This window comes from Pseudomaricurvus alkylphenolicus, from assembly GCF_011683955.1.
In the GTDB taxonomy this organism is placed as follows: domain Bacteria; phylum Pseudomonadota; class Gammaproteobacteria; order Pseudomonadales; family Cellvibrionaceae; genus Pseudomaricurvus; species Pseudomaricurvus alkylphenolicus.
Genome location: NZ_JAAQPI010000003.1, coordinates 266,461 through 291,748, shown reverse-complemented (window position 1 = coordinate 291,748; position 25,288 = coordinate 266,461). Strand labels below are relative to the sequence as shown.

Annotated in this window: 15 protein-coding genes; 8 read left to right on the top strand and 7 right to left on the bottom strand. The window is 55.1% G+C overall.

Features of this window, described 5'->3' with window-relative positions; translation table 11 throughout:
• Positions 1-27: 27 nt before the first annotated feature.
• From HBA55_RS10050 to HBA55_RS10035, 4 genes are read left to right on the top strand one after another with little or no spacing between them, the layout of a single operon-like run.
• Positions 28-1,050 carry a GGDEF domain-containing response regulator gene (locus tag HBA55_RS10050; protein ID WP_206019699.1) on the top strand — a complete coding sequence of 341 codons (1,023 nt, stop codon included), beginning with the start codon at positions 28-30 and terminating at the stop codon, positions 1,048-1,050.
• Complete coding sequence (locus tag HBA55_RS10045; RefSeq protein ID WP_166990052.1) at positions 1,047-4,187, top strand: hybrid sensor histidine kinase/response regulator; 3,141 nt, start codon at positions 1,047-1,049, stop codon at positions 4,185-4,187. Before HBA55_RS10050 ends, HBA55_RS10045 begins: the two co-directional genes overlap by 4 nt.
• Complete coding sequence (locus tag HBA55_RS10040) at positions 4,184-8,425, top strand: transporter substrate-binding domain-containing protein (RefSeq protein ID WP_166990050.1); 4,242 nt, start codon at positions 4,184-4,186, stop codon at positions 8,423-8,425. Before HBA55_RS10045 ends, HBA55_RS10040 begins: the two co-directional genes overlap by 4 nt.
• Before the next feature lie 13 nt (positions 8,426-8,438).
• Positions 8,439-11,540, top strand: a complete 3,102-nt coding sequence (locus HBA55_RS10035) for an ATP-binding protein (protein WP_166990048.1) — start codon at positions 8,439-8,441, stop codon at positions 11,538-11,540.
• An 18-nt stretch (positions 11,541-11,558) separates the two neighbouring features.
• Here the strand turns inward: HBA55_RS10035 and HBA55_RS10030 are convergent, their stop codons facing one another.
• Together HBA55_RS10030 and ydiJ are read right to left on the bottom strand one after the other, a co-directional pair.
• Entirely contained in the window at positions 11,559-12,080 is a 522-nt protein-coding gene (locus tag HBA55_RS10030; protein ID WP_166990046.1) for a DUF1993 domain-containing protein, read from the bottom strand.
• A gap of 49 nt (positions 12,081-12,129) precedes the next feature.
• On the bottom strand, positions 12,130-15,180 hold the full coding sequence (ydiJ, locus tag HBA55_RS10025; RefSeq protein ID WP_166990044.1) for a D-2-hydroxyglutarate dehydrogenase YdiJ: 3,051 nt from the start codon (positions 15,178-15,180) through the stop codon (positions 12,130-12,132).
• Positions 15,181-15,324: 144 nt separating this feature from the next.
• On the opposite strand from ydiJ, the gene HBA55_RS10020 reads away from it, so the two are divergent.
• Both HBA55_RS10020 and HBA55_RS10015 read left to right on the top strand, forming a co-directional pair.
• Positions 15,325-15,888: a DUF924 family protein gene (locus tag HBA55_RS10020; protein WP_166990041.1), complete on the top strand. Its 564-nt coding sequence runs from the start codon at positions 15,325-15,327 to the stop codon at positions 15,886-15,888.
• A gap of 205 nt (positions 15,889-16,093) precedes the next feature.
• Complete coding sequence (locus tag HBA55_RS10015; protein ID WP_166990039.1) at positions 16,094-17,521, top strand: WS/DGAT/MGAT family O-acyltransferase; 1,428 nt, start codon at positions 16,094-16,096, stop codon at positions 17,519-17,521.
• A 277-nt stretch (positions 17,522-17,798) separates the two neighbouring features.
• On the opposite strand, the gene HBA55_RS10010 is transcribed toward HBA55_RS10015, so the two are convergent.
• The 5 genes from HBA55_RS10010 to HBA55_RS09990 form a co-directional block, all read right to left on the bottom strand.
• Positions 17,799-18,587 carry an esterase/lipase family protein gene (locus tag HBA55_RS10010; protein ID WP_166990962.1) on the bottom strand — a complete coding sequence of 263 codons (789 nt, stop codon included), beginning with the start codon at positions 18,585-18,587 and terminating at the stop codon, positions 17,799-17,801.
• A gap of 126 nt (positions 18,588-18,713) precedes the next feature.
• A complete protein-coding gene (ansA, locus tag HBA55_RS10005; protein ID WP_166990037.1) occupies positions 18,714-19,730 on the bottom strand; it encodes an asparaginase in 1,017 nt (338 codons plus the stop codon).
• A 3-nt stretch (positions 19,731-19,733) separates the two neighbouring features.
• Positions 19,734-20,597, bottom strand: a complete 864-nt coding sequence (locus tag HBA55_RS10000; RefSeq protein WP_166990035.1) for an MOSC domain-containing protein — start codon at positions 20,595-20,597, stop codon at positions 19,734-19,736.
• 32 nt (positions 20,598-20,629) lie between these two features.
• Entirely contained in the window at positions 20,630-20,929 is a 300-nt protein-coding gene (locus HBA55_RS09995) for a DUF1244 domain-containing protein (RefSeq protein ID WP_166990033.1), read from the bottom strand.
• Between the two features lie 33 nt (positions 20,930-20,962).
• The gene (locus tag HBA55_RS09990) at positions 20,963-22,156 is read right to left on the bottom strand and encodes a molybdopterin molybdotransferase MoeA (protein ID WP_166990031.1); all 1,194 of its coding nucleotides are present in this window, start codon (positions 22,154-22,156) and stop codon (positions 20,963-20,965) included.
• A 163-nt stretch (positions 22,157-22,319) separates the two neighbouring features.
• On the opposite strand from HBA55_RS09990, the gene HBA55_RS09985 reads away from it, so the two are divergent.
• Together HBA55_RS09985 and HBA55_RS09980 are read left to right on the top strand one after the other, a co-directional pair.
• Entirely contained in the window at positions 22,320-23,687 is a 1,368-nt protein-coding gene (locus HBA55_RS09985; protein ID WP_166990029.1) for an MATE family efflux transporter, read from the top strand.
• Between the two features lie 63 nt (positions 23,688-23,750).
• Entirely contained in the window at positions 23,751-25,265 is a 1,515-nt protein-coding gene (locus tag HBA55_RS09980) for a diguanylate cyclase domain-containing protein (RefSeq protein WP_166990026.1), read from the top strand.
• The last annotated feature ends 23 nt before the right edge of the window (positions 25,266-25,288 follow it).

The window sequence follows — 25,288 nt, the reverse complement described above, 5'->3', positions numbered from 1 at the left end:
ACGGTATTGCACAAGTTGGTAGCGGGTATGAATTCACTGAAGGTGGTGTCAGGTGTCGGCGCAATGACAGAGCATGATTATGATGAGAACACAAAGGTTGCCGAGGAGCCAATCATTCTGATTGTTGATGACGATCGACTGAACCTCAATCTACTCAATGATCTGCTAAAGGATGGACACCGTATCAGGGTGGCACTGGACGGGCAGCAGGCACTGCAGAGGGCTAGGATGGAGCCGCGTCCGGATCTGATTTTGATGGACGTGGTTATGCCCAAACTCACTGGCTTCGAGGTATGCGAACAGCTCAAGCGTGAAGCCGCCACCGCTGATATTCCTGTTCTGTTCATCACCGCCAGGACCAGCGAGGAGGACGAAATTCGGGGACTCAGCCTCGGCGGCGCAGACTTCATCAGCAAGCCTATTCGTCCGGAGATTGTCCGGGCTCGGGTCAAAACCCACTTGACCCAATTGCGTCAAAAGCGAGAGTTGCAAGTGATGCACCAAAAGTTGCTGGCGTTGTCCATTCAGGACCCATTGACCGGGTTGACCAATCGGCGTGGCTTTGACGAGTTTTTGCAAAGGGAGTGGTCCCGTTGTCTGCGCAGCGGCTCCCACTTGGGATTGTTGATGTTGGATGTGGACCACTTCAAATGCTACAACGATCACTATGGCCATCTGCAGGGTGACGATTGCCTGCAACAGCTGGCCATTACTCTGGCGGAACAGGTCCGCAGACCTTCGGATCTGTTGGCCCGTTTTGGTGGTGAGGAATTTGTCTGCGTGCTGCCCGACACAGGATTAGAGGGTGTGCGGCAGGTTGGCCAGGCCATGTTACAGGCGGTGCGGGAGTTGAATCGGCCTCACGGGGGCTGTCCCGGCAGCGCTTGGGTTTCGGTTAGCATCGGTGGCACCAGCATAGTCCCTCACGGGGAGCACACTACCCAACAGTTTCTGCAGAAGGCCGACCAATTACTCTACGAAGCCAAACGTCGCGGTCGAGACACTTTAGTGGTTTCCGGTTCTCGCCAAAACGATGTCGCTGGCCAATGATGAGTACCGTTGAGTCGCAGCGATGCCAAGGGGGGGTAAAGGCCAGAACCGCAGCGCTGTGTCTGCTGTTGCTCGGATTACTGACAGTGCGCGCCGGCGCCTTCTCCCAATCACCGGTTGTGGATCTGTCGCTTCCGCTTGACGGTCAGGCGGCGAGTCCTTTCGTTACCTTGCTGGAAGACCCAGAACGCCGACTGCAACTTCGAGATGTGATGAGGTTGATGGAGAACGGAGAATTGCGGCCGCTGGTCAATGGCCGCAGCAATCTCGGTATGAGTGATTCAGCTTACTGGCTGGCGTTCACGGCCCACAATCCGACATCGTCGTCCATCAACTGGATGCTGGAAACCGTCTATCCCCATGTAGACTTTGTCGATGTCTACTTGATTGATGAAACCGGTGGGGTCGAGCAACTGCCATTGGGCGATATGCGTCCATTTCATCAGCGTCCGCTCAGTCACGAGTCTTTTGTGGTTCCAGTGGAGACCGAAGCTAGGGCGCGCACTCAGGTTATGATCCGCATGGCTTACTCCGATTACGGCTTGCTCGATACTCAGGTACGCCTCTGGTCTCCACAGGCGTTTATCGATAACAAGGAGCGTTACGCCCTGATTATGGGGGCCTATTTTGGCGGAATGCTGTTGATGCTGTTGTACAACCTGTTCATCTATTGCTCAACACACATGCGGGAGTATTTCCATTATGTCTGTTATCTGGGAGTATCTCTGTGTTTCGCTGTTGCCAATCTTGGGCTCGGGCACCGGTATCTTTATGCGGATTCAGTTTTTCTGACCAATCATCTGCATATCATACTGATGATGCTGACCATGGTGATGTTGATTCAGTTCAGTCGCACCTTCCTGCGCACGGCGGAGTCTACCCCCAAACTTGATCGACTGTTGCAGATCAGCCTGGTAATTGCGGGTGTGGGCATTGTGGCCCTGCTGCTGGGTAATAAAGTAATCACAACCTATATCCTGCGAGGGCTGGGTGTCTTTCTGTTGGTGCTTCCAGTTCTGAGTATCTGGTTATGGCGCCGTGGTGAGCGCAGGGTTCGCTACTACACCTTGGGCTGGGTGGTGGCAGCAGCCTTCTTTTGCGTGTCATTGATGCGCTGGCTGGGGCTGAGCGAAACCAGTTTTCTATCGCTCTGGGGTGGGCGCATCGGGCTTTGGTTCGAAGCAATTCTGTTTTCGTTTGCACTGGCTGACCACATCAATCTGTTGCGTCGGGAGCAAGAGTCCGCCAAGAGCCGGGAACAAAAAATCCTGCTCGATGCTCACGAAGAACTGGAGCAGAAGGTACGACAGAGAACCCGGGACCTGGAGCTCGCCAGACAAGAAGCCGACCAGGCCAGTCGCGCCAAGAGTGCCTTTCTTGCCACCATGAGTCATGAAATCCGAACGCCGATGAACGGTATTCTCGGCAGTACCTACCTGGCACTTAACAGCAATTCCGGCCTGGATAATCGACATCATCTCGATAGGATCCAATCGTCGGCGCAATACCTGCTGGAGATCATTAACAATATTTTGGACTTTTCCAAAATCGAGGCGGGCAAACTCAAGGTTGAACATATTGAGTTTTCTCTCGATGAAGTGATGGCGGACATTTCCAGCCTGTTTGTGGCCAGAGCCCAGACTCGGAATTTAGATTTTCGGACTCGGGTGGCGCAGCAGATACCCGCGCGACTGATGGGCGATCCCCTGCGTTTGAAACAAGTACTGGTCAACTTGATTGGCAATGCGGTCAAGTTTACCCGTGAGGGCGGGATACAGCTGCATATCGAACTTGAGGAGAGTCGGGGGAAGGACACGGTGATACTGACTTTTTCCGTCAGGGATTCGGGTATCGGTATGAGTACCGAGCAGCAACAGGCATTGTTTCAGGAGTTCGCCCAGGCTGATGACTCCACCACTCGCGAATACGGCGGCACCGGCCTTGGGCTTACTATCAGTCAGCGTCTGGTCTCTCAGATGGGCGGCAATATTGAGGTCAGCAGCGCTCTGGAAGAGGGTAGTGAGTTTCGTTTCAGTCTACCCTTTGTGGTGGTGAATACGCCCCAAGCGACATCAGTAAAATCGCTCGGGTCAGCTCCTCCGCCACAGTTTGCCGCGGCTCATGTGCTACTGGTGGAGGACAATGCCACCAATCAACAGGTCGCCCGGGAATTACTGGAGACAGCAGGACTGCGGGTCACCATAGCCAACAATGGGCTGGAAGCATTGAAGAAGCTGGAAGAGCAGAGCATTGACTTGATACTGATGGATGTTCAAATGCCCTTCATGGATGGTTATCAGGCAACTGCCATGGTTCGAGCAGATGAGCGCTTCAACACCGTGCCCATTGTGGCTATGACAGCTCACGCACTGATTGATGACCAGGAACGCTGCTTCAGCGCCGGCATGAATGGGCATATCAGTAAACCAGTGGACCCGCATTCACTTTATCACACCCTGGCTCGCTGGTTGCCCCTCGAATTGCAACCTCCTGCCGAGACCGTAAAACGATCAGCGGGAGACTATCACTTGCCGCAGGGTTTACCCGGAGTCGATCTTACCTCCGGACTGAACCGGGTACGCGGCAACCGGCAATTATTCTATAAATTGCTGGTGGAATTCTTTGAGGATCATCGCCGCCAGCCTGAAGAACTGAACGCGGCCCTGGCGGAAGGAGACATGAAGCGAGTGCGGAAAATAGCCCATAACCTCAAGGGGGCGGCGGGCAATCTCGGGGCTCAGGATTTGTCGGCGATGGCTGCGGAAGTGGAACGGACTCTGGCCGGCGCTGCGACCATTAGCGTTAATATCGAACCGCTTCGTGCCTGTCTGCAGCAGGTATTGGATGGCCTTGCCCCCCTGGCTGATCGAAAATTGAGGGCGCCTGCCACGTCCGCTGTGGCTGTATCATGGCCCACATTAAGCGCGCAGCTACAATCTCTGCGTGCACTGTTGCACGATGCCAATCCTCAAGCACTAGAACTCATGCGTGATATTCGGGCAGCATTGCAGGGGCGGCGAGCAGAGTTGTTGGAAGAGTTGGAACAGCAGATCAACGCGTTTCAATTCGAGGATGCAGAAGCAGCTCTTCACTCGCTGGTGATGGCTCTGGACGAGGAGTGCAAAGGCGATCCATGAGCAAGCACATGTGCCGTTGGTTGATATCGCTGTTGTGCTTGATGTTTGCATCGTCCACGGTGGGGCGGGAACACGCCACCACTCTTCTGAATCTGACTGATAGTGAAAGAGCTTTTATTCAAAGGCATCCCAGTATCCGCATAGCGCCGGACCCGCATTTCCCCCCCATCGAGTTCTTTGATCAACAGGGTCGCTACGTGGGCATTGCGGCAGACATTCTGACACTGATCAGTGAGCGCACCGGCATCACCTTCGATGTACAGCGATTGGACAACTGGGACCAAGTCGTCAGTGCAATTCAGCGGGGCGAACTGGATCTTATGGGAGCCAATGCCATTGACGATGATAACCTTGAGTATCTGAATTTCACCTCCGCCTTTTTCGAATTTCCCATGGTTCTGATTACCCGCCAGGGAGGTGTTACATCCCTGACGCTGAATGATCTTGCCGGGAAGAAAGTCGCGGTCACTACTCAATACCCGGAAGAGATCTACATCCGGGACAAACACCCTCTGGTGCAGGTTGTCCCTGTCAATAACGTGCCCGCGGGATTGCGGTTGGCGTCCTCAGGTCAAGTGGACGCAATGGCGGCCTTTATGCCAACGGCTTCTTACTATCTGGAGCGGGAGGGTATTGCCAACCTCAGATTCAGCGGAGATTTTGCCGAACCTTTTCTGGGCAGAATTGCTGTGCGCAAAGATTGGCCGGAGTTAGCGAGCATTATGGAGAAGGCGCTGGCAAGTATTAACGTCGACACCAGGCAGGCTATTTTTCGTCGCTGGATTGCACTGTCTCCTGAGTTGGGCGCCGAACAGATCGCACCAGGCAGCGACTCGGTGCGGTTGTCTGAGTCGGAACAGGCGTATCTCAAACGTAACCCATCCCTGACCTTTTGCACGGGTCCCGATTGGCGGCCAATCGAGTGGTTCGACGACAAAGAGCAGCATCAGGGATTCAATGCTGAGCTCATGCGCGGCTTGCAACAGCGTCTGGGTGTTGTCCTGAGCCCACAGCCAACCTCCGACTGGAAGCAGACCCGGCGATACCTTCTTCAAGGGCGGTGTCAGTTCGTCGCCACTGGTCTGGATACCGCTACGGACAAGAGCTTGCGAGAGGAACTGCGGTTCACTAATCACTACGCCGAATTCCCACTGGTGATGGCAGTACGCAATGAACACTTATTCGTAGACGATTTACGAACACTCGACAACAGTAAACTGGGGTTAGTCACCGGGCGGGTTTCGGTAGGGCAACTGGCCGTCGATTACCCTAACCTGCATTGGGTGACTGTAGACAGTGCAACCGAAGGTTTGCAACGGGTCAGACGCGGCGAGCTGTTCGGCTATCTGGATGTGGCGCCAGCCATTAGCTATACCTTGCGGCGCCATGGGTACGAAGATTTGACCATTGGCGCAAAGCTGGATTCACCGTTGCAATTGTCCCTGGCGGTGCATCGCCAGCAACCACCAGAACTGCTGACCTCTTTGCAGAAGGCCTTAAACAGTTTTTCCAGCGGCGAAAGGAAAGCTTTGGCTGATAAATGGTCTTCGATTCAGATCGAGCGAGTCTTCGATTTTCAGCGCTTATGGTTGTTATTGCTGCTGGTCGCTCTCGTAGTGGTAACGGTGCTTTATTGGAACCGCAAACTCGCATCTTTTGGCAAGTTGATCAGCCAACAGGAGGCACTCTTGCGGGCCACCATTGAATCCAGCCGGGATGGTGTGCTGGTAGTGGATGAAAACGGGCGCGTGACACATGTCAATGAACGCTTTCAGCAGCTGTGGGCATTGTCCGACAAGCCGCTGCTGGCACTGGACAGCAGTAGCTTGCTGAAACGTTTGCAGCCGATGTTGGATGACGCAGGGACATTGGCCGACTGTGTGGCCGGACTGAACCAGCGTCGCGGATTGTTCGAGAAACTGATTCACCTGACCGATGGCAGGATCATCAACTGTTATTCCCATCCATTGGAGAGGCAGGGAAAACTCCACGGCAGGGTGTGGAGCTTCGAAGATATTACCGAACGTCAACTGGCCGAAGATGCCCTTAAACGCAGTGAGGCCAGATTTCGTTATCTGGTCGAATCAGCCCAGGCCGTTCACTTCAGTTTTGATCTGGCAACTAATCGTTATACTTACATTGCGGCTCAGGTGGAAAAATGGTTGGGTTATCCTGTCTCAAGTTGGACGGATATGGAGTCTTGGGCCAACAGAATTGTGCCTGAGGATCGCGAGGCTGCGGTGGCCTCCTGTATGAGGGACACGGGGCTGGGGCTGGATCATGAACTGCAGTTTCGCCTGAGGGCGGCGGACGGACGCATTGTGTGGATTCGTGAGATGATTACTGTCTTGTCGGACCGGGATGGGCCGCAACAATTACATGGTTTTATGTTTGACATTACCGATCAAAAAAGACGAGAGTCGGAGTTGCAACAGGCTAAGGAACGGGCCGAGGTGGCTAGCCGCGCGAAAAGTGAGTTCCTTGCCAATATGAGCCACGAAATCCGCACGCCGCTCAATCCTATTATTGGGCTGACGCACCTGGCTCTTGAGACTGATCCAGAGGTCAGGGTACGTGATTACCTGTCCAAGATCCAAACTTCATCCCGGTCCCTGCTGAGTCTTATCAATGACATACTGGACTATTCCAAGATTGAAGCGGGCAAATTGGTGGTCGATCATTCGCCATTCTGTCTCGATCAAGTGGTGGAAAATCTGCGCAGCCTTTACAGTGTAAAGGCCAGTGAAAAGCAGTTGCAATTGGAGATCAATCTGGCTCCGGACATGCCGCGAGCGCTGCTGGGTGACAGCCTGCGAATAGAGCAGGTGTTGGGTAATCTGATCAGCAACGCCATCAAATTCACGGAGTACGGCAGTGTGGTGTTGGAGGCCAAACCTGTAAACTTGACAGAGACAGAACTCAGTCTGTCTTTCTCCGTAACCGATACCGGTATCGGCATGGATGAGGATCGTCTGGAGGAGGTCTTTGAGGCCTTTACCCAGGCTGATGGGTCCACCACGCGCAAGTATGGGGGCACCGGACTGGGGCTGGCGATCTGTCAGCATCTGGTCTCCCTGATGGGGGGCGAAATCAAGGCCAGCAGTCGGCCGGGGCAGGGCAGTTGTTTTTCTTTCGTGGTGGTTTTAGAGCGTGACCGCGAGAAAACGCTGGAGCAAGAGGAGCAGGAAAGGGATTGGGGCACCTATCCTCATTTCGGCGGTCAGCGGGTGCTGCTGGTGGAAGATAATGCCACCAACCAGCAGGTGGCACGAGAATTGTTGCAAACCGCCGGATTGACAGTGGTTGAGGCCACCGATGGTCGCCAGGGTGTAAACCAGGCCGCGCTTCATCACTTTGACCTGATACTGATGGATATTCAGATGCCTGAGATGGATGGTTATCAAGCCACCGCCGTCATTCGTGATGAACTCGGGTTGCGGGAATTGCCCATTGTCGCCATGACAGCCCATGCTCTGGCCCAGGATCGCGAAAAGTGCAGAGCCGCCGGGATGAATGATCATATTGCCAAACCCATAGAGCCAGCCGTGTTCTATCGCACTCTGGCTCGTTGGCTGCCAGCGCTGGATGCGTCATCAGAACACGGTGATGAATCTGAGGTGCAAACAGGACCCGCCCTTCCACAACGTTTGCCAGGCATCGATATGATGGCGGGCCTTGCCAACGTTCGCGATAATCAGCAGTTGTACCGCAAGTTATTACTGGAGTTTCGCGAGGATTATCGCCAAGTGGTGACAGAGCTGGAACAGGCGCCAGCGAAAGTGGCTCGTTCTTGGGCACACACAATTAAAGGCGCCGCCGGCACATTGGGTGCTGAGTCTCTGGCACAGGCGGCGAAGAACTGTGAAGAGGCGTTGGTGCGGGATCCACAGAACATGACGGTGCAGACAGCACTGGCAACGGCTTTGCAGCGAGTGCTGGACGGGCTGAATCTGATTGAGGACGGGCCGTCGAATTCAGGAAGCTGCAAGCTTGAGGCTGAGCAGTTGTCGAGGTTGATTGAGCAGCTGAGGTTCCATTTACGGATGGCCAGCCCCAAGGCCTGTGAGCCGATGGAAGAAATTGGAAGTGGTTTAGGTAGCGCTTTGCCGAGTTGCTTTCACAGTCTAAAGGCACATCTGGAGGCGTATCAGTTTGAGCAAGCTGAGCAGGCACTGGATCTGTTCGAAGCCCACCTGGAACAACATGGCCCTGGTGCTGAAAGTGGCACCCGGGCCTAATGGAAGAGCATCGATGTTGACACGGATACAGTCTGTTGGAATTGGCGTTCTGCTGTGGGCGATATTAGGCAGTGCCTGGGGTGCATCTCAAGTTCATCCAGCGGTCCAGCCAACCCAGATACCGCAGGCGGTTGCGGGTGTATTGGACCTCAGAGACTGGGATTTCCATCAATCCGGATCGGTGGCACTGGACGGCCAGTGGCAGTTCTATTGGCGAACCTTTAGCAATGAAATCGCTGATCGGCCTGCAGCCCTGATCAGCCCCGGCAAGTGGGATGATTTCAAACTTGACGGCCAGCCTGTGGGAGAGCTCGGCTATGGCTCCTATCGGATAAAAATCCTGTTGCCGGAAAAGACACCACCATTGTCACTGAAGGCGGGATACTACCACTCCGCCGCTCGCATCTATTTACCAGATCAAACTATTTCTATCGGTGAGCCAGCGACGTCCCGTGACGATACAAGGCCGGTAACGCGGCGCGAAATCATTCCCCTCAATCCCCAGGGAACAGAACTTGTAATTTCAATCGATGTCGCCAACTTCCATCATCAAAGCGGCGGTATGTTGCAGGCGCCGTTATTGGGTCTGTCTACCGATATCCTGCGCGAGACGGTGACGCAACAGGTCTGGCAGGGAATGGCGGTGGCCGTGTTTCTCATTTTTGGTCTCTACCATATCGTATTGCATATCATCCGTTCCAACAGTGCAGCTTTCTGGTTTGGAAGTCTGACAGTGTTGATGTCTTATAGGACGTTTATTACCGGAGAAGAGATAATTCATATCTTTCTTCCAGAACTGAACTTCGAGATTGACCTGGCCCTGGAGTACCTCACACTCTATGGAATGGTGCCATGTATTGCCTTTTTTACCCGGGAACTGTTTCCCCAGGAATTGCCTGTATGGGCGAGAAATACTTTCGTATTTACCTGTGCGGGCTTTATGGCCACAGTGATGCTGCCACCGGAGCTTTCCTCCCAGCTGGTGATTGGTTTTCAGGTGGTGTTGGTGCTGGCGGTAATCGCCTGCCCGGTGATTACCGCCCGGGCGGTGTGTCGCAAGCGCCAGGCGTCGATTCCCTTTATGTTGTCATTTCTGTTCCTGGGGGCGATGATCATTCTGGATGTTATTCTTAACATCGTAGAAGCCATTGCCTATTCCTTCTCCTCGCTGGGGATGATCGGTTTCGTATTTGCCCAGGCGGTGGTGATTTCCCAGCGCTTTTCTATTGCTTTTGATTTGGTCGAGTCCATGTCCAGAGAACTGGAGTCTAACAATCAAAACCTGGAGCAATTGGTTGAGGACAGAACCATCGAACTGCGCGCGGCCAAGGAGCAAGCCGAGTCCGCCAATCAGGAGAAGTCCCGTTTTCTCGCCAATATGAGTCACGAAATTCGCACCCCGCTCAATCCCATCATCGGCCTGACGCATTTGGCTCTTCAAGCCGAACCCAGCGCCCGGGTGAGGGATTATCTCAACAAAATCCAGGTGTCGTCTCAGTCGCTACTGTTGCTGATCAACGATATTCTTGATTTCTCCAAGCTTGAGGCCGACAAGCAAACCGCTGAAAAAATGCCCTTTTCTTTGGAGCGGGTAATGCAAAACCTGCGCGATCTTTACGGCGTTAAGGCACAGGAGAAACAACTTCAGCTGACGGTCGAGATCTCTCCGCAATTGCCGGAAGTGTTGTTAGGGGATGCCTTGCGACTGGAGCAGGTGCTGGCCAACTTGATCAGTAATGCGCTCAAATTCACTGAGCGGGGTACTGTCAGTGTTAGTCTTAAACCCCGCCGGGTTACGCCGGAGGTACAGTGGGTTCAATTCTCGGTCTGTGACACTGGTATCGGCCTTGATCAGGGCGACTTGCAAAATATTTTTCAGGCGTTCACCCAGGCTGATGGCTCCACCACTCGAAAATATGGGGGTACCGGTCTCGGACTGTCGATCTGCCAGCGGTTGGTGACCTTGATGGGAGGTGATCTGGCCGTTCAAAGTACACTGGGCAAAGGCAGCTGCTTCACTTTTGAATTGCCGTTTGCCGTGGCCGGGGAAGCGTCGGTGTGCTTGCCCAAAGCATCCCGATTGACAACCGGTACTATTCCCCGCTTTCTATCACAGCGGGTCTTGCTGGTGGAGGACAATAGAACTAACCAACAGGTAGCCCGAGAACTGATGGAAGCGGCAGGCCTGCGGGTTATGGTGGCTAATAATGGGCAGGAGGCGGTGGAAATCATGTCCTGCGAATCGTTCGATCTGGTACTGATGGATATTCAGATGCCGGAGATGGACGGCTATCAGGCTACGAAAATGATCCGCGAAAAGTTGCAACGGCGTGAATGTCCTATTATTGCCATGACTGCTCATGCATTGGCCTCAGACCGTGACCGATGTCTGGCGGCCGGCATGAACGACCATCTTTCCAAACCCATTGATCCGGAGCGCCTGTACCAGATGTTGGGTAGTTGGTTGGCTCGGGACCACTACCTTGGGGAAGATGCCGACACTAACGCGGATGACTCTGACGTGCTGACGCTGGCCTTGCCGGGGATTGATTTGGCGCGGGGATTGACGGCGGTGCGGAACAACAGGCGTCTTCTGCGTCGCTTACTGCTGGACTTTCTTCACGATAACAGAACAACCGCGGACAAACTGGCCACGATGTTGAAGTTGGGGCAAAGGGAGGTAGCTCAGGGGTTGGCCCACACGCTGAAAGGTTCGGCAGCAACACTGGGAGCGATCGAGCTGTCAGCTGCAGCTGCAGGGCTGGAAAGGGCACTGGCGGACGGGCGCGACGGAAGTGCGGAGCAATTACAACTGGAGACGGCATTGAGCCGGGTTGTTCGGGGTTTGATGATCCTGACGACGACAGATTCAGAGGAGTCGACGGCTCAACTGCCAGACCGCCACAAGCTGCCCGAGTTGATGGACCAACTAAGGCGGCACATTAGAGACGCCAGCCCTGAGGCCCTGGAATCGGTACTGGCGATCCGGCAATTAATGACGGACGCTCATACAGATTCGCTTGAGCGCTTGCAACACAATGTTGAAACCTTTGATTTCGATGCGGCGGCAAGGACGCTGGAGTTGTTGAAACAGGAACTCGAAGAACAGGTTTAACGTCTTCTATGACCGCGATCAACTCGGATTCTCAAACGAAAAGCCGGGCGGATAACTGTGAAAACCGTCGTAGTGACCCTTACTCAAATTGACACCCGAAGCGCGACCAATGGCGTAGACCATGCTCAGGTGGAAATAGAAGTTGGGTAGGGCGTACTGGTAAGTGAAATCCACCATGGGCAGGGTGAATTCGCCAAAGCCGGCGCGCTCAGTGACAGGCTTGTCCCAGTTCAGGCCATCGTCGTCAGTGGCTTCAAGGTAGTGCTGAGTTTGTTGCAGCTGACGTCGCAAGCCGGCAAATGTATTGTCGTCGTTGTCAAATGAGACCGGCTCCCCACCGGTAAGAGGGCACCAGATGCGCAGTGCAAAGTTCGCACAGATCCGCACTTGGGTCCGCAGGGGGAACATTTCCGGCGTCAGACGCCGTTCCAGGATATCCTGCGGTCCCTGTCGTTCAAGTGTGTCGAGTAGTAAACGCAGTTGTCCCAGGTAGCGCAATAACACAGTTTTGGGTGACACCGAGCTTTCAGATAAACCCATGTTGTTGTCTCCGTAAATACACCGTTTGGATTGCCCTTCGGGTATCGAATCAGCGCATCTGCCGCAACAGTACCTGGAAAGGATGAGGCAGTTCAAGTGCGTCTATGCGTTTGGTCTGGCTGCGGCAGGAGTAGCCGGTGGCCACCAGCTTGCCGCGGTTTTCCGGTGCATTGACGACTTCGGACCAGGACAGGTCGTAGATGCGCTTGGACGTTTCGAGATTCTGGGCTTCGTGGCCATAGGTGCCGGCCATACCACAGCAGCCCACGTCAACCATGGCAAGCTGCAGGCCGAGAGAGTCGAAGATGGCTCCCCAGTCTTTGAGCGAGGCGGCGGCATTGGTTTTCTCGGTGCAGTGGGCCAGCAACTTGAAGTGGGCGCCGCGGAATCGTTCACGTTGCTTTTTCAAACGGTCGGTGTGGTTAACCAGCCATTCTTGCAGCAGTTGTACGTTGGGAGTGCGGTTGCCCAGGACTTTTTCGTATTCGCTGCGGTAGGCGAGGGTCATGGAGGGGTCTATGCCCACCATAGGTATACCGGAGTCGCCCAGGGCGTTGAGGAATTCGCCGGTGTTGGTGGCGGTTTTTTCAAATGCTTTGAGGAAGCCGTGTACGTGCAGGGGCTTGCCATTGGGCTTAAACGGTGCCAGTAATGGCACAAAGCCGACGCCCTGGAGCAGTTTCAGCAGGTCCAGTACGACTTCGGTTTCAAAGTAGCTGGTGAAGGCGTCTTGAACGATGATAACGGCATTCTCGCGCTCCTCGTCGCTAAGACTGCGGATGTTTTCCGGAACCGCGTAACGCACACCCATCTGGCGCAGTTTTCGATCCAGATTAATGCCGGAGAGCAGAGGGCTGTCGACCATGCCGGCGGTGCGTGCGAGGATGGCTTGCATAAATCGCGGTGCGATCAGGGCGTTGTAGAGCCAGGGCACTTTGGACAGAGTCGGCATCAGGAATTCCAGACCGCCAATAAAGTAGTCCTTGAGCGGGCGCAGGTAGCGGCCGTAGTAGAGTTCCAGGAATTTGCTGCGAAAGCTGGGGACGTCGACTTTGATGGGGCATTGGCCGACGCAGGATTTACAGGCCAGGCAGCCGGCCATGGAATCCATAACTTCATGGGAGAAGTCGTACTCACCATTGCGTTTGGCCAGAGTGTTCTTGGTGCGTTCGTACAGTGAGCCCAGGAACGATTGCTCCTTAACCCTGGCGCTTTCGGTAATGGGGTCGACGCCGCGTTCGCTCAGTTGTTTCAGCCATTCTCTCACCAGCGCCGAGCGTCCCTTTGGTGAGTGTACACGTTCGCGGGTGCCTTTCCACGAAGGGCACATGGCGTCGTTGGGGTTCCAGTTGTAGCAGGCGCCGTTGCCGTTGCAGTACATGCCTTCGCTGTAGCCCTCCCACACTTGCACAGGGATTTTGCGATCTTCCTGGCCTCTTGTGGGGGCTTCGTCCACTTTAGTCAGCTGGTGATGGTCGTCCGGGGTTGCGATTTTACCTGGGTTGAGCTGGTTGCGAGGGTCGGCGGTGGCCTTTATCCGCTGCAGTTGCGGGTAGAGGTCGCCAAAGAACTTGGGAGCGTATTCGGAGCGAAGGCCTTTGCCGTGTTCGCCCCAGAGCAGTCCATTGTATTTGTGGGTCAGGGCTGCCACTTGGTCGGAGATCTGGCGAACCAGGGGTTCCTGGGCCGGATCTTTCATGTCGATAGCAGGGCGTACATGCAGTACGCCGGCGTCCACGTGCCCGAACATGCCATAGGCGAGGTTGTGGTCGTCCAGAAGCTGGCGGAATTCCAGAATAAAGTCGGCCAGGTTTTCGGGAGGCACGGCGGTGTCTTCGACAAAGGGAATCGGGCGCGCCTCGCCCTGGGCATTGCCGAGCAAACCGACGGATTTTTTGCGCATGGCCCAGATTTTCTTCACCGAGTCAGAGCCCCAGGCAACGGAGTAGCCAATACTGGCTGCGCTTTCGTCTCCGACCAGACTATCGAGTTGGGCCGTTAACACCTGTACGTTGGCCTTCAGGGTTTCTTCATCATCAGCAGTGTATTCGACCAGATTGATGCCCTGGATTTCCTTGCCTTCCGTTGGTGGGAAAAATTCTTCCACGGTATTCCAGACGATGTCACTCATGGCCAGGTTGAGCACTTTGGAATCCACGGTTTCGATGGAAGTAGGGCCGGCCTTCATCAGTTCGGTGGCGTCGCGCAGCGCGGCGTTAAAGTTCTCGTATTTGACGTTTACCAGCGCCGAGTATTTGGGGATGGGCAGCACGTTGAGTTTGGCTTCGCTGATAAAGCCCAGGGTGCCTTCGCTGCCGCAGAGGATGTTGTTGAGGTTAAAACAGCCCTCGTCATCGCGGATGTGCGCCAGGTCGTAGCCGGTCAGGCAGCGATTGAGTTTCGGGAACTTTTCTTCGATGGCCTGAGAGTGTTCTTTTTGAATGTCATTGACGACCCGGTGAAGCTCGCCCACCCGGTCTTGTCGGCTGGCAACGGCGGTGAATTCTTCATCGCTCAGCGCCTTGGAGGTCCATTCGCTGCCATCGAGGAAAACACTGGTCAGTTCCAATACATGATCGCGGGTTTTGCCGTACAGACAGGAGCCCTGGCCGGAGGCGTCGGTGTTGATCATGCCGCCAATGGTGGCGCGGTTACTGGTGGATAGTTCTGGAGCAAAAAACAGCCCGTGTGGTTTGAGGGCGGCATTGAGCTGGTCTTTGACCACGCCACCCTGAACCCGCACCCAGCCTTCTTTGGCGTTAATTTCCAGGACGCGGTTCATGTGCCGGGAAATATCCACCACCAGGCCATCGGTCAAAGATTGACCATTAGTGCCGGTGCCACCGCCGCGGGGGCTTAACACAATATCGCGAAACTGCTTGAGGTTGCTCAGCTCGGCTACCCTTACCAGATCGGCGGCGTTCCTGGGGTAGATAATACCCTGGGGCAACACCTGGTAGATGGAGTTGTCGGTGGCCAACACCGTGCGGTTGGCATAGTCAGGGTTCAGGTCCCCCTCGAAGCCACAGGCCTTGAGGGCGTCGATAAAGGCCAGGTACTGGGCCTGGACGGGGGAGGTCTCGCGAATACTGGGGATCATAATACGTCGATTTCCAAACAGCGCTGGCTGTTATACGCTCGGCAGTCTCAAAAGGGCCGATATTCTACCGATTGAGGGCCAGAAAAGACAGAAAGCCTCATCGGCGGATTTTGACAAGTGATAGGGTTTAAAAAGGAGGTTGTGATGATGACTGAAAGTGCAGAATCGGTACTGAGGTTTTGGTTTGAGGAGCTTGAGCCCAAGCAGCAATTTGCCAAGGATGAGGCGCTGGATCAGTTGATTAAGCAACGGTTTGGTCCGCTGTTGCAGCAGGCTCGTGCAGGGGAGTTGTACAGCTGGCGTTCCAGTCTTCGCGGGCGCTTGGCGGAGATTATTGTATTGGATCAATTTTCGCGCAATATCTACCGGGATCAGGCGGGGGCGTTTGCGGCAGACGCTCTGGCGTTGTGTCTGGCCCAGGAGGCGGTGGGGCTGATTGAGGGGCATCCGGAGGCCGCCTCGGATCTGTCACCACGGGAGCTGGCGTTTATACTCATGCCCTATATGCACAGTGAATCCCGGTTGATTCAGGCCGAGAGTATGCGTCTGTTTGCTCAGCCCGGTCTCGAAGATAACCAGCGATTTGCTGAGCAACACCGCGATATCATCGAGCGATTCGGGCGCTACCCGCACCGCAATGCTATTTTGGAGAGGGAGTCGACGGCGGAGGAGCTGGAGTTTTTGGCCGGGCCAGGGTCGAGCTTTTGAGCGCGGTAACAGCTGCCAAGACCGCGATGCTATGGCAATCAAATGGCTCGATACATACCGTAGCAGCGCGCTCTGAGCGCGACCAGTAGCCCTCGCCGTCCCCATATAGGGATCTGACTGCGTGGTCAAGGTCTGGCCTGGACGCTCGAGAACTGAACAGGCAGACTCAAACCACTCGGCGGTCGCGACAATAAGGAGAAAGCCATTGCAACAGCTCAGCGGATTGGACGCCTCGTTCCTATATCTTGAAACGGCCAATTCCCCAATGCACATCGGTGGTTTGGGAATTTACGATCCTGCAACGGCGCCCGGTGGGGCGGTTGGCTTCAAGCAGATCCTTGAAAACACCTTGAGGCGCGCCGGCAGGGTGGCAGCCATGAACAATGTGTTGGTGGAAGTGCCCATGGGGTTGGATCACCCTTACTGGAAGTCAGATGGTCCCTTTGATCCTGAATTCCATATTCGCCATATCGCGTTGCCAAAACCCGGAGACTGGCGTCAACTGTGTATTCAGGTGTCGAGGTTGCACGCGCGGCCATTGGACCGGGCGCGTCCACTCTGGGAATTTTATATCATCGAGGGGCTGGATAACGTTGAGGGCTATCCACCCGGGTGTTTTGCGGTGGTCAGCAAGATGCATCATGCTGCCATCGATGGCGCTTCGGGGGTTGAGATTTCAGCGGCGATCCACGACCTGAGCCCGGATTACGATACTAATATGCATCGTGATCCGGTGTATAAGGACCGGCGCCCCGGTAATATCGAACTGCTCTGGCGTTCTCAGATCAATACGATAAAAACGCCTCTGCGGGTATTTGAAGTAGCCAAAAATACCGTGCCGGGTTTTGCCAGGATGGTGACCGGATTGGCCCGTGGCAAGCTGAAGCGGGTGACAGATATTCCGCGTACGCGTTTTAATTCCACGGTGTCACCTTACCGGGTGTTTGATGCCGTGGAGTTTGATCTGAAGGATCTCAAGCGCATTAAAAATGCGGTTGCGGGTGTGACGCTGAATGATGTGGCCTTGTCCATCTGTGGCGGCGGACTACGTCGTTACCTGGACAGTAAAGGTGAATTGCCGGAGGCGTCGCTGGCGGCTATGGCGCCGATTAATGTTCGTAGCCGTGATCAGGAGGGTACGGCGGGCAATCAGGTGTCGCAAATGACGGTTCGTATCGGCAGTAATATTGGCGACCCGATTGAACGGTTGCGCGAGGTGAACGCGGGCACAGCCACGGCCAAGGAGTTGACTAACGCAATTGGTGCCAAGACCATGACAGACTATGCGCAGTTTATTCCTTCTACCTTGACGGCTTCGGCGGCGCGATTGTCGAGTCGGTTAGCGTTGGCCAATCGTATCAAACCTGCCTATAACTGTGTGATTACCAATGTGCCGGGACCGCAGATACCCCTGTATTTTACCGGTGCGAAGATGTTAAGCAATTTTGCCCTGGGGCCGCCGGTGGATGGGATGGGACTGTTCCACGGGCTTTTGTCTTACTGCGGTAAGTTTAATATCGGCGTAAGCAGCTGTCGCGAGATGATGCCCGATCCGGCGTTTTATGCGCAGTGTTTGCGGGAGTCTTTTGAGGAATTGCTGGAAGCAGCGGTTGCTCTGGAAGAGGCGGCTTAGGTTTAAAGAGTTCTCAAAGTATCGCGCACTTTGTCGTTCTGAACTTCGAAGCTTTGAACCGTTACTATGGAGAAGACCGGTTGCGGTCGGAGCCCGCTGCTACGGTTGGTCAGAGAATCTCGCAGTGGTCCCGATCTGGTTGGAGCAGCTTGTAGGAGCCCGCTCTGAGGGCGATTGCGCTCGAAGAGCGCATTTATGAATTGCCGGTATGGCACACTGCAGCTAAAGCCTGAACTCAAACAGTCCACAAATCTTCCTGAAGATCTACATGTTTTTGTCAATAAGCCGGACGGGCTGACATCGGCCAACATTGGCCAGGTTTTCGAAACACTAAGCTCCTCAAACCAGTGTTCTCAAACGGTTGCCAGTTATCGGGAGACTGTAACAGTCGCTCAGCGAGTAAATACATCACCAACGGATTCACTCCAATGCCCAGGTGACTGGCCGGTACTTCAATATTTTCGGTTTGTTCACCGCCATGTTGAACCGAACCTTCCCAGGCGACGATACCATCGGTTTTGGAATAAATGGAAGTGGTGGGCACCGGCGGTGCTTCGTTTAAATGGCTGCGTCGAACTTGGGCGGCTTGCGAGGGTTTGCCGTTGATAGCCTGGTAGATTCTGCTGGCGTTGGAGTGGTTGGAATCACCGGAGATGGGGCTGCCCAGAGAAATGACGCAGCGAACCTGATCGGGGCAGGATTTGGCCAGTTCTCGGGCATAAACCCCACCGAGGCTCCAGCCAATGAGCGAAACTTTTTGGCCAGAGTTTTCGGCAACTTCTTTAACCAGGGCCAGCATTTCGTCTTCGAGGCTGTGGTCAAAAAGGATGTTGGAACCCAGGCCCCAGCCGTGGCTTTGGTAGCCCAGGTCGTTAAGGAGATCGCGCATGGGGCGTGTTGACCGGTCGCTGCCGCCAAATCCGGGAAAGACGATCACGGGGTGTCCGTCTCCTTGGGGCAGGGTTTTCAGTAGTGGGCGCAGGGCGTAAAAGCTCTGCCATTCCAGCAATGCGCGAGGTTCTGCAAGACGGCAAAGCGTAAATTGGGCTTTGCGCAATTTTCCCATGGCCACGGTTGGACCTCCATGATAACCCGTTTTCTTGGAGATCCAGCTTAGACGACGGGGGTGGGTTTTTCGAGGAAAATTGCCGACCGGTGGTTCATGACGTTTGGGCTAAACGCCGTATCAGGCTCAGACGGTGAGTTCGCCGCGAAGGTTTTGTCCCATCAATCGACGTACTTCATCCACTGGCAGCTTCTTGCTGAGCAGGTAATGCAGTTTCGCCAGCGTGGCTTCAAAAGTCATGTCACCGCCGCTGATGACGCCTGCCTCGGCCAGGGCGTTGCCGCCGGCATAGCCGCCCATGTTGACTTTACCCTGGTTGCACTGGGTGGTGTTGACGACCACAATGCCGGCGTCGCAGGCGGCTTTAAGCTTGGCCAGGAAGTCTCCGCTCTGGGGAGCGTTGCCTACACCAAAACTCCGCAGTACCAGTGCATTGATAGGGCGTTGCAGGATGTTACCCAATACATCGGCGCAGATTCCGGGATAGAGAGTGGCCACTGCAATGGGTTGTGGTTCGATGGTTTGTACTCGTAAAGTGCCCATGTCTTTAGCAGTACCACCCAACTGGCCAGTTACCAGTCTGATATCAATGCCGGCTTCCAACAGCGGTGGAAAGTTGGGTGAATCAAATGCGTTAAATCCGTCGGCATGGGCTTTGATACTGCGGTTGCCGCGATACAGGCGATTGTTGAAGAACAAACCCACTTCGTAAATGGGGTAGTTGGCGGCCACGTACAAGGCATTCAGTAGGTTGGCGTGGCCATCAGAACGCAGTTGTGCCAGTGGAATCTGTGAGCCGGTGACGATGACCGGTTTGGTGAGATCTTCCAGCATAAACGACAGAGCCGAGGCGGTAAACGCCATGGTGTCGGTGCCGTGCAATACGACAAAGCCGTCGTATTGATCGTAATGGGCTGCAATGTCGTTGGCGATATGTTGCCAGTCGGCTGGACTCATGTCGGAGGAGTCCATCAGCGGACTGTATTCCCTGAGGGTAAACTCTGGCAGTTCCGGCCGCTGGAATTCGGACATGCCCGCCAGGTGGTCGGCCAGAAAGTTGGCGGCCGGCACATAGCCCTGGGGAGAGGGCTGCATTCCAATGGTGCCGCCGGTATAGGCAATATAGATGGATTTACGAGTCATTGCTTAACGCCCGGAAACACTGAGTCGATCACCCACGGCTAACATGGAATGTTCTGAGGGGCTGGCATCACCCGTCATTCTGGTAACAACGGCGTTCACACCAAAGGCAGCCGCACGCGGGTTATCCGGCATAGGGTTAATTTCGGCGAGGGTTTTATAGGGCTGCATGTCTGGATGTTTCTCGGCGCTGTCCGGATCAATGGTGGTCATAATGCAGCGCTCACAGTGATCCACCAGCTGAATGGTTGCGTCGCCGCCGGACCATTCTTGCGGGCGTTGTTCTTCAAAGGCATTCAGACCCTCCACGACAATATTGGGGCGGAAACGGCGCATGTCGACGGTACCCAGTTGACGTTCCTGCAGCGTCTGGTTGAGTGCATCCAGAGAAGCCTGGTTGGCAACCAGCAGTGGCGCCGCATCGGCAAAATAAGTCTGGTGACTGCCAAAACGATCTGCGCAAGATTGCTCTCGTTCAGAGCCCGGAGCCATACGGACCAGTTTCAGGGGCTGGGGCGCATTGAGAACGTCGGTGAGCCAGGCGGAGGCTTCTTCGCTGGCGGCAATGACTTCGCACTGGTCGCGCCAGACGGTTGCGTTGAAGATGTCTCCCGCGGTCGCGTGCAGAGGCAGACTGACCTGACCTTTGCCGTTGGCACTGAGGAGCAGCTGTTCGTTTTCAATGGCGGTGTCTATCAATGCCATTGACGGAAGCTGGCGTTGGGTGACGAAGCGACCATTGGGCATAACCAGCATCCAGTGGCGATCCCAGGCCAGGCCGGTGCGCTGCAACGGCCATTGCCGCACGCTGATGCCGCGCAAAGACTTAACCGGATATACGTTGAGTTCACGAATGGTGATCTCTGCCATGAGTCTGTGTTCCTGCGTCTAAACGTTGTTGATCAGTGATTCTTTTTCTGGTGTTCTTCGAACGCGGCCAGTTGCTCCGCAGTGGCGGGTTGCTGGTACTTGTCTTTCCACTCGTCGTAGGGCATGCCATACACCAGCTCCCGAGCCTGGTCGTAGTTGACTTCCAGGCCTTTTTCGTCGGCGGCCGCCATGTACCATTTGCTGAGACAATTGCGGCAGAAGCCGGCCAGAATCATCAGTTCGATGTTTTGAACATCTTTGCGCTCGTCCAGGTGCTTGAGCAGGCGGCGAAAGGTAGCGGCTTCCAGTTCGGTTTGGGTTTGCTTGTCCATGGTGTTCTCCTCTTATGTCATAACCGGTTGGCGTTAAAACAGTTGGTCATAGCGAATCACCCGCACGGGATCGCCTTCGCTGATTTCGGTGTCTGCCGGCACCACCGCCAGGGCGTTGGCCCAGGCAGTAGAGGAGAGGACACCGGAACTCTGGTTGGGGTGGTGGTGCATTTTGCCTGCGTCATCGACCTGAACACGCACGTATTCCTGGCGGATGCTCTTCTTTCTGCGCTCAAAGCTGGCGGGCATCTCGATGCCTTGCGGTAAGCGTGGTTCAAGTCCCTGCATTTTTTGCAGATAGGGGCGGGCAAATAACAGAAAGGTGACAAAGGTTGAGACCGGGTTGCCGGGCAACCCGAAAAAGGGTGTGTCTCCCACGCGTCCAAACGCCAGTGGTTTGCCGGGTTTAATGGCCATGCGCCAGAGCTGCAACTCGCCAAGTTTTTCAACCGCGCCCTTGATATGGTCTTCTTCGCCGACGGATACTCCGCCAGTGCTTAGAATCACATCGGCTTCCAGAGTGGCACGGCTAAGTGCCTTCAAGGTGGCTTCCGGCGTATCCTCCACGCGTCCCAGGTCAATGGCCTGGATACCCATTTTGTCCAGCAGACCAGCCAGCAGATAGCGGTTGGAATTGTAGATCTGGCCTTTGGCCAATGTCTCGCCGGGTTCCACCAATTCATCGCCGGTGGATAGAATCGCGACCTTCAGGCGTCGATACACCGGCACCTCTGCGACGCCGACAGAAGCGAGAAGCCCCAGGGCTTGAGGGGTCAAACGATCGCCGGGTGAGACCACCTCGGCGCCCTGGCGGATGTCCTGGCCGCGTGGACGAATATTATTGTTGACCGGTTTTCCGCCGGGCACACGCACGCGGTTGTCTTCCGTTTCGCAGTGCTCTTGCATCACCACGCAATTGGCACCCTCGGGTATCTCGGAGCCGGTGAAAATTCGAGCGGCCGTACCGGGTTCCAGCCGCTGTGGGGCGGTACCGGCCGGAATCCGCTGACTGATTTCAAACCACTGTTGTTGTTCACCGTTGTAGTCACTGGTACAGAACACGTAACCGTCCATTGCGCTGTTGTCCGCAGGCGGCACGTCCACCGGTGATGTTTGGGCAGCTGCCAGAACCCGTTGATGGGCCTGCATCAGAGGTAGGGTTTCGGTCGCGGAGACGGGTTTGGCTGTGTCCAGAATGGCGTTTAGTGCGTCTTGTACCGGCTTCATAATTCATCTCAATCGGGCAGTAGTCCGGCATTATACTCCGCCCCGGGCTCCGACCGCAGCTGAACTTTTGGGGTAGTGCAGTGCTGGTGGGAAAGGAAGTAAGCCGAGCAAAGTGGTCGTCAAATCGATAGAATGGCGGGCTGATTTTTGGTCTTGAGGTTTTGTGGTGCTGAATTCCTGGGTTTCCGAGTTAAAACAGTTGGTGAAGCTGGCTTCGCCCCTACTGGCGGCGCAGTTGCTGACCACCAGTATGGGCGCGGTGGATACCCTGATGTCAGGCCGCTACGGTGCCGAAGATCTGGCCGCGGTAGCAGTGGGCAATAGTATCTGGCTGCCCATTTATCTGTTGTTGACCGGACTGCTGATTGCTGCCACGTCAATGATTGCCCGCTTGCATGGAGCGAAAGATCACGCCGCCATCGTCACCACCGTACAGCAGAGTATGTGGATGGTACTGTTTGCAGCGGTTCCGGGCGTTGTATTGCTGCTTAATACGGGACGGTTATTGGTCTGGATGGAGGTGGACCCAAAGCTTATCGACATTACCCGTGGTTACCTTCAGGCCATGGCGTTTGGCCTTCCAGCCGCGGCCATCTTCAGCAGCCTGCGTTCGTTTACTGAAGGTATGGGCCGGACTCGGCCTTATATGATCAGTAGCCTGGTGGCGTTCCTGGCCAATATCCCACTTAATTTTGCCTTGATTTATGGCCGTTGGGGCATGCCCGAAATGGGCGGTGTGGGTTGCGGCGTGGCAACTGCCATCTGTCTGTGGTTGCAGGTGGTCATGATGGTGTGGCTGACGTCCAGTCGCCGCAACTACGATGGAGTGAGCTGGTACCGTCAATGGCAGGCGCCGAGTTGGAGTGAGATTCGCAAGATTCTGAAACTGGGCCTGCCGATATCATTGGCGGTGTTTGCCGAAGTGTCTATTTTTTCAGCAATTGCACTGTTGTTGGCGCCGCTGGGGGCATTGGTGGTGGCGGGTCATCAGATTGCCCTGACGGTGTCCCATATCATCTTTATGCTGCCCCTGAGTATGGCTCAGGCGATTACTATCCGCGTTGGGCATTATTTGGGCAGGGGGGAGCAGAATCTCGCCAATTTTGCGGCGGGTACGGGGGTTTCAGCTTCTCTGCTGGTGAGCCTGAGCACCATGACTCTGATATTGCTGGGGCGCGAATCCATCGTCAGCTGGTTTACTAATGACGCGGCGGTGCACAGCGCGGCTGTGGCTCTGTTCTTGTGGATGGCCTTTTACCAGATTCCCGATCAACTCCAGATCTCCGCCAATGCCGCGCTACGAGCCTATCAGGATGGGCGCGTGCCCATGCTGTTAATCCTGGTGTCCTATTGGGGGGTGGCGCTGCCCTTGGGTTATACGCTGGCGAGAACCGATCTGCTGGGGCCTCCGCTGGCCGCCGAAGGCTTCTGGATTGCCCTGGTGACCGGGCTGATAATGACGGCCTTGCTGTTGGGAAGCCGTTTGCTGGTTATCGCTCGGAGGCCGGTGTCGATAGTGTCTGCCAAATGAATGCATACCTCGAAGGTGTACTAGACTAAGCTGTAAATAACAGCTTTCGGTCTGGAGGTGTAGATGGAGCCTCTGCTCGTCGTTTATGGGGATTTTAATTGCCCCTTTTGTTATGCGCTCAATGAGCATCTGATCACACTGGGCCTGGAACGCAAAGTCCAGTGGCGCTCCATAGAGCATGAGCCCGAGGCGGATCTGCACCGCATGGATCCTTCAATCAAGGACGAACTGGAGGAAGAGCTGCTGAGGGTGCGTACAAAAGCGCCCGGATTGGTGATCACCTTGCCCGGCGGCCGGGTAAACACCGGCACAGCCAATCGCGCAATTGCCGCCGCTTATCTGTCCGATCCGGCACGGGCTGTGGTGCTGCGAGGTCTTATCTACCGGGCCTACTGGATCGAAGGGAAAGATATTTCCTCACCAGACGTGCTGCAAGAGCTGGTATTACTCAGTGGTCTGTCTTCCAGGGTTGAGGATAAAGCCGTTAATCATTTGTTAGCCCAATGGCAGCAGGCCTGGGAGCAGGGCCCCTTTCAGTTACGCATTCCTTCACTGCAGTGGTTGCCCGATCAGACCACTTTTTTGGGTTTGCCGTTACCTTCCCAGTTCAAAACTTTTTTCGATCAGCACGCGCTCGCAGACAATCAATCCACATTGGTGTGCGAGCGTCAATCAGTGGCCAACATCCTGATCGCAGATGATGACATTAATTATGCCCATAAGCTGCAGGCACAATTGAAAGATGCCTTTGATGTGCGTGTGGTTCATACCAGTGCCCGCGTCGTTAGCCTCTGCCAGGAAGCCGAACCCCCGGATCTGGTGTTGGTGTCTGTATCGCTGGGAGAAGGCGATGGGTTTGAACTCTGCCGCCACCTGAAATCACAGGAGAAAACCACCCGTCTGCCCATTTTTCTGTTGGCTGAGGACTACAGCGAAGAAGCCGAAGTAAAAGGTTTGCAATACGGCGCCGCAGATTTTTTGCGCAAGGGTGGGTCACCGGTGATACTGCAGGCGCGAATGAAAACGCATCTGCAGCTGCGTCGCATGACAGAAATCCTGGAGGTGCGGGCAAATTATGACAGTCTCACCGGGCTGCACAATCGCCGTGAGTTCGAACATGTGCTTGAGAATGAATGGCGCCGGGCCTGCCGGGTTCAGGCTCCTCTGACGCTGTTGTTTATCGATGTGGATCACTTTAAAGCCTATAACGATCACTATGGCCATCTGGCCGGCGATGAATGTCTACGCCGTTTGGGTGAGGTGTTGGGACGCTGCCTGAGTCGCAGCGGCGAGTTTGTCGCCCGTTACGGCGGTGAGGAATTTGTGGCTTTACTTCCGGGAGTCGAGGGTCGGGCTGTTGAGCGCAGTGTCGAAAACATCCAGCGGATGGTGGAAAAGCTGGAGATTGAGCATCAGGCATCACCTGATTACAGGCAGCTGAGTCTCAGCATTGGGGCTGTCACTCAGGTACCCCAACTTAATGTATCGCCACAACAGTTGCTCGCCGAAGCGGACCAACGCCTCTACCAGGCCAAAAGCGAAGGGCGTAATCGCCTGATCTATACAGAGCGTCCATGACCTGACAGTCACTGCTTGACAGT